This is a genomic window from Streptomyces sp. NPDC107454 (assembly GCF_055582885.1).
In genome coordinates this window covers 246,894-259,843 of sequence record NZ_JBVJPA010000012.1, presented here as the reverse complement: position 1 = coordinate 259,843, position 12,950 = coordinate 246,894, and the positions used below count along the sequence as shown (strand labels likewise).

General features: G+C 70.0%; 10 protein-coding genes. 9 read left to right on the top strand and 1 reads right to left on the bottom strand.

Translation table 11 applies throughout. The features are described from left to right. Window positions 1-51: 51 nt before the first annotated feature. The 9 genes from ACZ69M_RS30395 to ACZ69M_RS30355 all read left to right on the top strand — a co-directional run bounded on the left by ACZ69M_RS30395 (window position 52) and on the right by ACZ69M_RS30355 (window position 12,433). On the top strand, window positions 52-876 hold the full coding sequence (locus ACZ69M_RS30395) for an NAD-dependent epimerase/dehydratase family protein (protein WP_470054772.1): 825 nt from the start codon (window positions 52-54) through the stop codon (window positions 874-876). Window positions 877-1,279: 403 nt separating this feature from the next. Beyond that, a complete protein-coding gene (locus ACZ69M_RS30390; RefSeq protein WP_060902183.1) occupies window positions 1,280-2,041 on the top strand; it encodes a DeoR/GlpR family DNA-binding transcription regulator in 762 nt (253 codons plus the stop codon). 78 nt (window positions 2,042-2,119) lie between these two features. Further along, window positions 2,120-3,487, top strand: a complete 1,368-nt coding sequence (locus ACZ69M_RS30385) for an ABC transporter substrate-binding protein (RefSeq protein ID WP_470054770.1) — start codon at window positions 2,120-2,122, stop codon at window positions 3,485-3,487. Continuing rightward, complete coding sequence (locus tag ACZ69M_RS30380; protein ID WP_470054768.1) at window positions 3,484-4,422, top strand: carbohydrate ABC transporter permease; 939 nt, start codon at window positions 3,484-3,486, stop codon at window positions 4,420-4,422. Before ACZ69M_RS30385 ends, ACZ69M_RS30380 begins: the two co-directional genes overlap by 4 nt. Further along, window positions 4,419-5,270 carry a carbohydrate ABC transporter permease gene (locus tag ACZ69M_RS30375; protein WP_067364318.1) on the top strand — a complete coding sequence of 284 codons (852 nt, stop codon included), beginning with the start codon at window positions 4,419-4,421 and terminating at the stop codon, window positions 5,268-5,270. The genes ACZ69M_RS30380 and ACZ69M_RS30375 overlap by 4 nt, the downstream gene beginning before the upstream one ends. Then, the gene (locus ACZ69M_RS30370; protein ID WP_403692992.1) at window positions 5,267-6,256 is read left to right on the top strand and encodes a zinc-dependent alcohol dehydrogenase family protein; all 990 of its coding nucleotides are present in this window, start codon (window positions 5,267-5,269) and stop codon (window positions 6,254-6,256) included. The genes ACZ69M_RS30375 and ACZ69M_RS30370 overlap by 4 nt, the downstream gene beginning before the upstream one ends. 103 nt (window positions 6,257-6,359) lie before the next feature. Next, window positions 6,360-7,565 carry a TerD family protein gene (locus ACZ69M_RS30365; protein ID WP_470054989.1) on the top strand — a complete coding sequence of 402 codons (1,206 nt, stop codon included), beginning with the start codon at window positions 6,360-6,362 and terminating at the stop codon, window positions 7,563-7,565. Window positions 7,566-7,637: 72 nt separating this feature from the next. Further along, the gene (fxsT, locus tag ACZ69M_RS30360) at window positions 7,638-10,964 is read left to right on the top strand and encodes an FxSxx-COOH system tetratricopeptide repeat protein (RefSeq protein ID WP_470054765.1); all 3,327 of its coding nucleotides are present in this window, start codon (window positions 7,638-7,640) and stop codon (window positions 10,962-10,964) included. Then, entirely contained in the window at window positions 10,961-12,433 is a 1,473-nt protein-coding gene (locus ACZ69M_RS30355; RefSeq protein ID WP_470054763.1) for a TIR domain-containing protein, read from the top strand. The genes fxsT and ACZ69M_RS30355 overlap by 4 nt, the downstream gene beginning before the upstream one ends. Here the strand turns inward: ACZ69M_RS30355 and ACZ69M_RS30350 are convergent. Next, entirely contained in the window at window positions 12,351-12,917 is a 567-nt protein-coding gene (locus ACZ69M_RS30350; protein WP_470054761.1) for a TetR/AcrR family transcriptional regulator, read from the bottom strand. The two genes, ACZ69M_RS30355 and ACZ69M_RS30350, sit on opposite strands and share 83 nt — an antisense overlap. Window positions 12,918-12,950: the final 33 nt, after the last annotated feature.

Sequence of the window (12,950 nt, the reverse complement as noted above, 5' to 3'; positions counted from 1 at the left end):
GAATGCCGTACACGAATACGGCCACCCGCGTGGCCGTGAGGAGAAACCCGCATGCCCGCTCCCCGCACCGTTCTGCTCACCGGCGCCGCCGGCGGACTCGGCACCCTGATGCGGGGGCTACTGCCGGACTACGGCTACGAGCTGCGCCTCCTCGACCTGCTGCCCGTCGAGGGCGAGCCGGACGCGCTCACCGCGGACCTCGCGGACAAGGCCGCCCTGCGCGAGGCCGTGCGGGGCGTCGACGCGATCATCCACCTCGCGGGCATCTCCCTGGAAGCCTCCTTCGACAAGATCCTCAAGGCGAACATCGAGGGGACGTACAACCTGTACGAGGCGGCGCGCGAAGAGGGCGTACGACGCATCGTCTTCGCCTCCTCCAACCACGCCGTCGGCTTCACCCCGCGCCCCCTGGGCGAGGCCCCCTTCGACGACGGCGCCCTGATCCCCATCGACACCCCGCACCGCCCGGACACCTTCTACGGGCTCTCCAAGTCCTTCGGCGAGGACCTGGCGCAGTTCTACTGGGACAAGCACGGCCTGGAGACGGTCTCGGTCCGCATCGGCTCCTGCTTCGCGGAGCCCACCAGCGTGCGCATGCTCTCCGTCTGGATGAGCCCCGAGGACGGCGCCCGTCTCTTCCACGCGGCGCTGACCGCCGAGGACGTGGGGCACACGGTCGTCTACGGCTCCTCCGCCAACACCCGGCTGTGGTGGGACCTCTCGACGGCCCGGGCGCTGGGCTACGAGCCGCACGACGACTCCGAGCCGTACGCCGAGAAGCTCATCGCCGAACAGGGCGAGCTCGACCCGGCCAACCCGGACCACGCCCACCTGGGCGGCCACTTCACGACGCATCCGCCGATCTGGCCGTACTGACGACCGGACGACCGGACAACCGGACCGACAATCAGACGGCCGTACTGACGGCCGGACGGCCGCATTGACGACCGGACGGCGGCATTGACGACCGGACGGCGGCCGTAGCGACGACCGGGCGGCCGGAAGACGACCCCGCGGCGAGGGCGCGAGAGGGCGGGCGGGCACCGAACGGGCCCGCCCGCCGCCGTGTTCGGGCACGAACCCTGCCCGATCCCACCCCGCCCACCGCTGCGCCCCAGGTCCGGCACGGGCGCCCGCCCCGCCAAACGGTCACAGCCGGGCACCATCGGTCACGCAACAGGCCTGGTCAGTGCCGCGCACCCGCTGTAGAACTTCCCCCAAGGCCCGCACCGGGCCCGAACGGGCAGTACGCACAGGACGCAGGGAGCAGGTGTCGGCCATGACCGCGGAAGAACGCCAGCGGGAGATCGTCAGGGCCGCCCGCCGTACCGGCGCGGTCGACGTCACCGCGCTCGCCGCCGAACTGGGCGTCGCCAAGGAGACCGTACGGCGCGACCTGCGCGCCCTGGAGGACCACGGCCTGGTCCGCCGCACCCACGGCGGCGCCTACCCCGTGGAGAGCGCCGGGTTCGAAACGACGCTCGCCTTCCGCGCCACCAGCCACGTACCCGAGAAGCGCCGGATCGCGAGCGCCGCGGCCGAGCTGCTCGGCGACGCCGAGACCGTGTTCATCGACGAGGGGTTCACCCCGCAGCTCATCGCCGAGGCACTCCCCAAGGACCGGCCACTGACCGTGGTCACCGCCTCCTTGGCCACGGCGGGCGCGCTCGCCGAGGCCGACCACACCAGCGTCCTGCTGCTCGGCGGCCGGGTCCGCCCCGGCACACTCGCGACCGTGGACCACTGGACGACGAAGATGCTCGCCGGCTTCGTCATCGACCTGGCGTACATCGGCGCCAACGGCATCTCCCGCGAACACGGCCTCACCACCCCCGACCCGGCGGTCAGCGAGGTCAAGGCCCAGGCGATCAGGGCCTCCCGGCGCACGGTCTTCGCGGGCGTGCACACCAAGTTCGGGGCGGTCAGCTTCTGCCGCTTCGCGGAGATCACCGCCCTGGAAGCGATCGTCACCAGCACGCTGCTTCCGACGTCGGAGGCACACCGGTACTCCTTGCAAGGCCCCCAGGTCATCCGAGTCTGAAAACCCAACTCACCCACTACAAGGGCACAGCCACACCCAAGAACGCCCTTTATCTCCCTATACGTCCAGGAGCGATCCATGCGAACCCAGAGCCGACGGAGGCCGCGCGCACTCGCCGCGGTCGCCGCAGGGACGCTGCTCGCCCCGCTGCTCTCCGGCTGTTGGGTCGGAGCGGGCGGGTCGGGGTCGGGCGGCGACTCCATCAACGTCCTGATGGTCAACAACCCTCAGATGGTGGAGCTGCAGAAGCTCACCAAGGCGCACTTCACCAAGGAGACCGGCATCAAGGTGAACTTCACCGTGTTGCCGGAGAACGACGTCCGCGACAAGATCAGTCAGGACTTCGCCAACCAGGCCGGCCAGTACGACGTCGCCACGCTCTCCAACTACGAGATACCGATCTATGCCCGCAACGGCTGGCTGCACGACATGGACTCCTACGTACGCCAGGACAGCGGCTACGACGAGCAGGACATCCTCGCCCCCATGCGGCAGTCCCTGACGGCCGCCGACGGCAAGCTCTACGGTCAGCCGTTCTACGGTGAGTCGTCCTTCCTGATGTACCGCAAGGACGTCTTCGCCCAGAAGGGCCTGACGATGCCCGACCACCCCACGTGGGAGCAGGTGGGACAGCTGGCCGCCGAGGCCGACGGCGCCCAGTCCGGCATGAAGGGGATCTGCCTGCGCGGCCTGCCTGGCTGGGGCGAGCTCATGGCGCCCCTCACCACCGTCGTGAACACCTTCGGCGGCACCTGGTTCGACAAGGACTGGAAGGCCCGTCTCGACTCCCCCGAGTTCGAGAAGGCGACGAAGTTCTACGTGGACCTCGTACGGGCGCACGGCGAGTCCGGCGCCGCCCAGTCCGGCTTCGCCGAGTGCCTCAACAACATGACCCAGGGCAAGACCGCCATGTGGTACGACGCCACCTCCGCGGCGGGCTCCCTGGAGGCGTCCGACTCCCCGGTCAAGGGCAAGATCGGCTACGTACCCGCGCCCGTCGAGAAGACCAAGTCCTCCGGCTGGCTCTACACCTGGGCCTGGGGTCTGCAGAAGGCCTCCCACAACTCCGACAAGGCCTGGAAGTTCATCTCCTGGGCCTCGAGCAAGCAGTACGAGCAGCTGGTCGGGGACACGATCGGCTGGTCCAACGTGCCGGCCGGCAAGCGCGCCTCCACCTACACGAACGCCGCGTACACCAAGGAGGCCGCCGCCTTCCAGGAGATGACCCGCGAGGCCATCGAGGGCGCCCGGCCGCGTGACCCGGGCGTGCAGCCGCGCCCCGCGCCCGGCATCCAGTTCGTCGGCATCCCCGAGTTCACCGACCTCGGCACCAAGGTCTCGCAGGAGATCAGCGCGGCCATCGCCGGACGCCAGTCCGTCGACTCGGCCCTGAAGAAGTCCCAGAAACTCGCCGAGAAGATCTCCAAGGAGTACGAGGGACGATGACCGCCACGACAACGGCCCCCGTGGCCGCCACTCCCGTACGCAGCCTGGGAAAACCCTCCAACCGGCTACGCGCCTGGGCCACCCGCGCCCCGCTGCTGCCCGCCCTGATCTTCATGGTCGCCGTCACCCAGCTCCCCTTCGTGGCCACGCTGGTGATCTCCTTCTTCGACTGGAACGCGCTCTACCCCAAGGCCCGCCACTTCACCGGCCTCTCCAACTACTCGGACGTCCTGACCGACCCCGACCTGCGTCACTCCGTCTGGACGACGATCCTCCTGACGGCGGCCGTGGTCGTCGCAAGCCTGGTCATCGGCCTGGGTCTGGCCCTGCTCCTGGACCGCAGGTTCCGCGGCCGTGGCATCGTCAGAACGCTCCTCATCGCGCCCTTCCTGGTGGTCCCGGTGGCCGCGGCCCTGCTGTGGAAGCACGTGCTCTACAACCCGGAGTACGGCCTGCTGAACGGACTGCTGCACTACGTGGGCGGCCCCCAGCCGGACTGGATCTCGAACACGCCGCTGCTGGCGGTCGAGGCCTCCCTGGTCTGGCAGTGGACGCCGTTCATGATGCTGATCCTCCTGGCCGGCCTGCAGAGCCGTGACCACCAGCAGATCGAGGCCGCCCGGGTGGACGGCGCGAGCGACTGGCAGGTCTTCCGCTACCTCACCCTCCCCCACCTGCGCCGCTACCTCGAACTGGGCGCCCTGCTGGGCTCGATCTACATCGTCCAGAACTTCGACGCGGTCTTCACCCTCACGTCCGGCGGCCTGGGGACGGCGAACCTCCCCTACACCGTCTACCAGAGCTTCTACCAGGCCCACGAGAACGGCCTCGCCTCCGCCGCGGGCGTCCTGGTCGTCATCGGTTCGATCATCATCGCGACCTTCGCGCTGCGCGTGGTCTCGTCCCTGTTCCGCGAGGAGGTGTCCCGCGCATGAGCGCCACCACGATCCGCGTACGACCCCGGCGTGCCCGGGGAACGGGCCTGGGCCTGCTGGCCTGGCTGCTCGGTGTGCTGTTCTTCCTGCCCATCGCCTGGATGGCCCTGACGTCGTTCCACTCGGAGTCGGACGCCGCGACCAACCCGCCGTCCTTCGGAGCCGCCCTCACCCTCGACGGCTACCGGGACTTCTTCGGCACGGGCGGCGGCGCGAGCCCCTGGCCCGCGCTGCTCAACTCGACGGTGGCCTCGGTGGTCTCCACCCTCTGCGTCCTCCTGCTGGCCTTCCCTGCGGCGTACGCACTCTCCATCCGCCCGGTGAAGAAGTGGACGGACGTCCTGTTCTTCTTCCTGTCGACGAAGATGCTGCCGGTGGTGGCGGGCCTCCTCCCGATCTACCTCTTCGCGAAGAACACCGGAATGCTGGACAACATCTGGCTCCTGGTCATCCTCTACACCTCCATGAACCTGCCGATCGCGGTGTGGATGATGCAGTCGTTCCTCGCCGAGGTACCGGTGGCGGTGATCGAGGCGGCCCAGATCGACGGCGCGAAACTGCCGACGATCCTGGCCCGGGTCGTAGCCCCCATAGCCCTCCCCGGCATCGCGGCCACGGCCCTGATCTGCTTCATCTTCAGCTGGAACGAACTGCTGTTCGCCCGCGTGCTGACCGGTGTGGTCGCCGAGACGGCCCCCGTCTTCCTGACCGGCTTCATCACCAGCCAGGGCCTGTTCCTGGCCAAGGTGTGCGCCGCGTCGCTCGTCATCTCCCTGCCGGTGCTCGCCGCGGGGTTCGCCGCCCAGGACAAACTGGTCCAGGGCCTGTCCTTGGGAGCCGTCAAATGAAGGCCGCCGTCATCGAGTCCGTGGGCCGCGCCGTCGTCACCGAGGTCCCGGACCCGACGCCGGGCCCGCGCGAGGTCGTCGTCGAGGTCGCCGCCTGCGGCCTGTGCGGCACGGACCTGCACATCCTCCAGGGCGAGTTCGCGCCGAAGCTGCCGATCGTGCCCGGGCACGAGTTCGCGGGCGAGGTGGTCGGGGTCGGCGCCCAGGTCACGGAGATCTCGATCGGCGACCGCGTGGCGGTGGACCCCTCCCTCTACTGCTACGAGTGCCGCTACTGCCGTACGGGCCACAACAACCTCTGCGAACGCTGGGCCGCGATCGGCGTGACGACGGCCGGGGGTGCCGCCCAGTACGCGACCGCCCCCGTCGCCAACTGCGTCAAACTCCCGGATCACATCCGCACCCAGGACGCGGCCCTCGTCGAACCGCTCTCCTGCGCGGTACGCGGCTACGACGTCCTGCGCTCCCGTCTCGGCTCCCATGTCCTGATCTACGGCTCCGGGACGATGGGCCTGATGATGCTGGAGCTCGCCAAGCGCACGGGTGCGGCGAGCGTGGACGTGGTGGACCTGAACGCGGCCCGACTGGAGACCGCTCGCACGCTCGGTGTCTCGGGGTCGGCGGCGAACGCCGACGAGCTGGACCGCCCCCAGGGCTGGGACGTGGTCATCGACGCGACCGGCAACGCGGCGGCCATCCAGGACGGCCTGGACCGGGTGGCCAAGGCGGGCACGTTCCTCCAGTTCGGGGTCGCCGACTACGCCACCCGCGTGACGATCGACCCGTACCGCATCTACAACCAGGAGATCACGATCACCGGTTCGATGGCGGTGCTGCACAGCTTCGAGCGGGCGGCGGAGCTGTTCGCGACCGGCGTGCTCGACCCGGAGATCTTCATCAGCGACCGGATCGAGCTGGAGCGGTATCCGCAGGCGCTGGAGCAGTTCGCGGCCGGGGTGGGCAGGAAGATCGTGGTGGTTCCGTAGTCCGCGGGAGGGGTTCCGGGCCGGGGATTTCAGCGCTGGGCCAATTGGCCGCTAGGTAAGGGAACGGCAAAATGGTCTCGCTCGTTCACGAGTCATGACAGCTATGACCCCCGGCTCGAACATCCCTCTCTCCGCCGTGCGCGTGACGGTGGACGTCGCCGCCCCCGTGCGGCTCGACGTATCGGGCCTGCTGCTCACCGCCGACGGCAAGGTGCGCTCCGACGACGACTTCATCTTCTACAACCAGCCGACGGGACCGGGCGTGACGTACCGCTCGGGCGGCGGTGCGGCCCCCGACGCGATCACCGTCGACACGGGCGCCGTCCCGCCCGGCATCGAGAAGATCGTGGTCACCGCGAGCCCGGACGCCGCGGGCCAGACCTTCCAGGGCATCGAACCGACGGCCACGATCCGCAACGCGGACGACAACAGCGTCCTGGGCTCGTTCACACCCCCGCAGCTCGGCACCGAGACGGCACTGGTGGTCGTGGAGATCTACCTCCGCAACGGCGCCTGGAAGGCCCGCGCGGTCGGCCAGGGGTACGCGAACGGCCTCGCGGGCATCGCCACGGACTTCGGCGTCTCGGTGGAGGAACCGGCGCCCGCGCCTGTCGCCGCGCCCGCCCCTCCGGTGCAGGCCCCGGTGGCACCGCCGGCCCCGCCGGTCGCGGTGACTCCCGCACCGCCCGCCGCACCCCCGGCCCCGCCCGCCGCACCGCCGCTCGGCGCCGGGAAGATCAACCTCGACAAGGGCCGCGTCAGCCTCCAGAAGAACCAGACCGTCTCCCTGGTCAAGGGCGGCCGCCCGCTGCTCTCCCAGGTCAAGATGGGCCTCGGCTGGGAGCCGGCGTACCGCGGCAAGGACATCGACCTGGACGCCTCGGTCATCGCGTACGGCCCGCAGCGCAACCACATCGACAGCTGCTACTTCGGCAAGCTGTCCATCATCAACGGCGCGATCAAGCACTCCGGCGACAACCTCACCGGCGAGGGCGGCGGTGACGACGAGGTGATCGTGGTCGACCTCGGCCGCCTCCCCCAGGACGTCACCGGCCTGGTCTTCACGGTCAACTCCTTCTCCGGCCAGAAGTTCACCGAGGTCGCCAAGGCGTACTGCCGCCTGCTGGACGCCGCCACCGGTGAGGAACTGGTCCGCTTCGACCTCACCAACGCCGAGGCCCAGACCGGCGTGATGATGGCCAAGATGATCAAGCAGTTCTCCGGCGAGTGGGAAATGACGGCGATGGGCGACTTCGTGAAGTCGCGTACGGTGAGAGGGATGGTGAAGCCGGCGGCGCAGGCGTTGTAAGCAGCGGAAACCCTCCCTCGGTCCGGATCACGCCTTAGTCTCATGGCGAAGGCGTGAACGGGGGGCGGGGACATGGCCGTTGGGGACGGAAACCGGTCGTGCTTCATCAGCTACGCGCGGGACGACCAGGCCTGGGCCGAGTGGGCCGCCTGGCAGCTCCAGGACGCGGGTTACGAGGCATGGCTGGACGTCTGGTCGCTCACCCCGGGCGCCGACTGGCGGGCCGAGGCGTCGGCCGCCGTTCGCACCTCCCAGCAGTTTCTGGTGCTCGTCTCATCGTCGTACGCGCACAGCGTCAACGCCGCAACGGAGCTGGCGGCCGCCCTTGCCGGGCGAGCAAGGGTGATCCCCGTCCTGTTGGACGACGGTCCGTTCCCGGCGGGCCTGGACCACCTTCGCGACCTGCCGTACCTGCGGCTCGCGGGTCGCGACGACACGGCCGCGCGTGAGGCCCTGTTGCGCGCCGTCGCCCCGGAGCGGCCGCCGACCGGCGGCCGGCTGCGTCGCTTCGGCGCGACCAGTCCCCGGCTGCCGGGGAGCCGGCCGCGGGTATGGCGTGTGCCCCCGCGCTCCGACCGGTTCGTGGGCCGCGTCGAGCTGCTGAAGGAGCTCAGAGGGGCGCTGACCGAGAATTCCCGGGCCGTCCTCGTCGGGGTCGGGGGAGCGGGCAAGACACAGCTGGCCATCGAGTACGCCCACCGTTTCGCGGGCGAGTACGAGCTCGTCTGGTGGATCGGACATGGCGGCGGCAATCCCGCCCTGCTTCAGCTCGCCGAGCTCGCGACACATATCGGTGCCGCCGAATCCGACGCGCCGATCGGCCAAAGGGTCAAGGACCTCGCCGCCGAGCTGCGTACCCGCAGCCGCTGGCTGCTGGTCTTCGACGACGTGCCGGAGGCAGAGGACACCCGACTGCCCGAGAGGGTGCTGCGGGACACCGGCACCGGGCAGATCCTTCTCATCTCCCGCGACCGGTCGCAGGCCGGCTTCGGGGATCCGATCGAAGTGGGCCCGTTCACGCCCGAGGAGTCCCTGGCCCTGCTCCGCAGCCTGGCACCTGAGCTGAGCGCGCAGGACGCCCGCGGGGTCGCGGCCGGCGGCGACATCCCGTTGACCGTGGGAATGGCGGCCGAGGCCATCAACAGCGGTGTCTCCGTCGATGTGTACCGCGAAGCACTCTCCACGGAGCCCGCCACCAGCCCGCCGCACAGCCTCGCGCACACCGTGCGCATCGGCCTGGCCCAGCTGTCGGAACGGAACCCCGGGGCCGTCGTTCTCCTCTCGGCCTGCTCTCTGCTCGCGCCGGAGCCCTTCCGGCTCCGGGACTGTGTGCACGTGCCGGACTGGACCCCGGAACCCCTGGCCACGGTGCTGCGGGACGGCAGGGTGCGGAGGGCCGCGCTGAGCGCTGCCAGCCGCTTCAGCCTCGCCTACACGGCCGACGACACCGTGCGCATCCACCCGGCCGTCCACTCCGCGCTGCGCGACGAGATGTCCGCGACCGGACGGGCCGACGCGGCTCTCGGAGCCCAGGCCCTGCTGGTCTCGGCTCTCCCCGCCCTGCGCGGGACGTCGGAGACCCGGGCTTCCCTGCTGCCCCACCTGCTCGCGGTGGCGGCACGGGACCTGACCCGGGTCGAGGGCCTCAAGGCGGCGTGCGAAGGGTGTGTCCGCCTGCTGGAGGACGGCGGGGCCCCGGCCGCCGCGTCCAGGCTGACGGAACTGCGCGAGGCCTCGGCGGCGCTGCTCGGTGCGAGCGATCCGACCACGATGGAGATTCAGTCGTACCTGGTCGACGCGCTGCAGGCGGCAGGCGAACCGGAAGCCGCCCGGCCACTGGCGCAAACCCTCCTCGACTGGCTTCGGTACACCTTCGGCGGCGAGGAGCAGGTGACACTCCACGCCGCCGCCCAACTCGCCACGCTGCTCACCGAATCCGAGCACTGGGCGGCGGCTCTGGACATCGGCGAGAAGACCCGGAAGCAGCTACGGTCGGTCCTCGGCGCGGACCACCCCGCCCATCTCACCCTGGCGTCCACCCTGCTCACACCGCTGCGTGCATTGGGCAGGGCCGAGGAAGGCCGGAGACTGGGCGAGGACACCCTCGCCCGGCAGCGGCGCTCACTCGGTCCGGATGCTCCGGACACCCTCCGCACGGCGGCGCGTCTGGCCGTTCTGCTGGTGGACCTCGGTGAGCTGGACCGGGCCTGTTCCCTGGGCGAGGAGACCCACCACCGGCTGAGGCTCAGCAAGGGTCCTGACGACGTCACCACCCTGCGGGCTGCCGTCCTCCTGGCCGTGCTGAGGATCCGCGTGAACCTCAAGACACAGGCCTTGAGCCTCCTGGAGAAAACCCTCGACCAGCAGAGGCAGGTACTCGGAGCGGATCACATCGACGCGCTGCGCACCTCCGCGCTGCTGGCCGTCCTGCGCGCGGACAGCGCCGCCCCGGACCCCGCGGTGCTGGTCAGATACGCGCGGGAGGCCGATCTGCCGTCCAAGGTGCGACTGCGGTGGGAACGGGGTATCTCCGACACTCCACCGGAGTTCATCGCCGAGCACCTCTTCACCGAAGTGCTCCGCACGGGCGCCGACATCCTCAAGACGGACCGCCTCACCAAGCCGCCCCGGCCGTCCGGGTCCAGGCGCCGCCCGGCGTCGTTCGCGGATCGGGGGAGCGTGCTGGTCAGCCATGTGGAGGCGGACCGCAGCTGGGCGAACTGGGTCACGTTCGAACTGGATCGCCTGGGCTACGAGACGACGACGCTGAGCAAGGACACCCATCTCGGACGCCGGCCGCTCCGGGAGTACGACATCGTCCTCGCCCTGCTGTCCCCCGACTACCTGGCGTCGGTGGTCTCCACCCCCCGGGACACCGCGGAGTGGATCGGGCTGCCGGACAGCGACGGACACGACCCGCGGCGTTTCATCCCGCTCCTCATCAAGCCCGTCGACTCCGGCCAACTGCCGCGTGCCCTACGGGATCCGGCCGCTCCGGCCCTGTACGATCTCGATCCCGACGCGGCCCGCGACGTCCTGCAGTTCGCTCTGGAGGAACCCGCGCGCCCGAACGGAGCCCCGGCATTCCCCGGAGCTTCCAGTCCCTCCGACAGCGACGAGGCGCTCCTGACCCATCGTCTCGTCAACGCCCTGCAGCGCTCGGCCGCCCTGCAGCGCAGGGACAGCCGCAACATCCTGTGGGATCTCCTGGGTCTCACCGACCGGGAGACCGTGTCACCGCGCACGGCACTGTTCGAACTCGTCCGCAGCCTGCGGTCTCGGCCGGACGGGCTCTCGATCCTCGTAGAAGCGCTGGACCTGGTGGAGCCGGACAGTCTCGCGAACGCGGAGGTGCGCAACGTCGTCGCGGAGTTCCAGCGCGGCCAGGCAGCGCGGTGAGCGCCCCACCCCCGCCGGTCCCGGCCCCCGCGGGCCCGCCCGGCCGCATCCCGCACTGGTTCTTCACCGGCTACTCGGACAGCGAGGCGAACTTCCCCCGGGTCAGACGCTTCCACGAGGACGTGGAGCGGGAGGTCCGGCTGAGTCTCGGCGAGGCCGTCCCCGGCGAGGGCTTCGTGGACTTCCGGAACATCAGGCCCGGCGAACGCTGGGAGGACCGCATCGTCGAGAACGGCATCTGCACGACCCGGGCGATGCTGGCCCTCTATTCGCCGAGCTACTTCCAGAGCCACTGGTGTGCCCACGAGTGGACGGTCTTCACCGCCCGGCTCAGCCAGTACAGACTGAGCACCGGCGCCGAGATCCCGTGTCTGATCGGGGTGCGCTGGCAGCGGACCAAACAGGCGTGGCCGGAGGAGGTGACTACGTACCAGTACGTGCGCCGTGATCCGAACTCCCTCTACGAAAGGCGAGGGTTGATCCATCTCGTACCGCGCGAAGAGCAGGACCCGGGCACGCGGGAGTACCACGAGATCGTCCAGGAAGTCGCCGACGTCATAGTCGACGCGCACGACAATCCCCTTCCGTCCATCCGGCTCGACGACGCCGCCTGGTCGCGGTCGGCGTTCGGTCCCGAGTCGTCGCTGTCCGTCGACGTCGTACTCACGTACTCCGACCGGAACCGCAGTTGGGGAGACTGGGTGCACGCCCTGCTTGCCGAGAGACGCGAGGTCTCCGTCCTGCCCCCGGAGTGTCTGGGCCGTGTCCCCTCGGAGCTCCTCAGGAACTCGCTGGCCCGCGCGCGCCGCGTGGTCGCACTGATCTCGCGGCACAGCCTCGCCGAACAGGGCCCGAACAAGACGGTGCTGGAGGCGATGTACGACGATCCCGATCTCGTCGACGACCTGCCACGGCTCGTCCCCCTGTTCATCGAGGACGTCCCTGAGGAGATCGTCCCCGACAGACTGCTTCCCAGGGACGGCAAGGCCCTGTACGACATCCCCGACGCCGATGCCGTCCGGGATATCGTCCTGGCCGCGGTCACGGCCCCGGTCCCCTCCCCGGCCGTCGCCCAGACGTCCGAACCGGAGTTCCCGTCCGACGCCGTCAGCCCGTTCGAGAGCGAACTCGCCGACAAGCTTTCCCTGGCGTCGTCACTGCTCGACAACGACCTGCGGGACGTCTGGTTCCAGGCCACCGGACTCGATGCCTCCCAGAGACCCCATCCCCGGTTGAGGACCCGTCCGTGGGTTCTCTCGGTCATCCTGGCGTCCAGGAAATGGGAAGACGGCTACGAACGTCTCGCCGTCGCCCTGGAAGGCCTCGACAAGGGCGCCCCGGAGACCATCGAGGTACGCAGACTCGTCGACAGCCGCCGACCCGCGGCTACGGCCGCAGCCCCTCCGTCAGCAATGACAGGTACCGCCGGATCTGCTCCCCGTCCCCGCTCGCCAGCTCCGCCGCCGTAGCCACCCCGTGGGCCAGGCGCAGCAGATCCACCGGCTCGACATCCACCCGCAGGGTCCCCTCCCGCTGTGCCGCCTCGACCAGCCGCGTCGCCGCTCCCCTCACATGGGTGCCACAGACCGTGAGCGCGGCGGAACTGCCGTCGGCGACGGCTGACCCCAGCAGGGTCTTCAGGCCGCGCACCTGGATCGTTCCGACGCAGAGTTCGTTCAGCCACTCCACCAGCGCCTCGCCCGGGGGCAGCTCCTTCGCGATCTCGTCGGCCCGCCTCGCGAACTCCTCGACCCGGTCGACGTACGCCGCCTCCAGCAACGCCTGCCGTGTCGGGAAGTGTCGGTACAGCGTGCCGGACCCGACGCCCGCCCGCTTGGCGATGTCGTCGAGCGACGCACCTTCCCCGTGCTCGGCGAACGCCTCGGCCGCCACCTTCAGCAACCGCTCGTAGTTGCGCCGAGCGTCCGCGCGCATGGGCTTGACCTGCGTCATTCAGATACTCCTTGCGAACCGGGGACCCCCTCC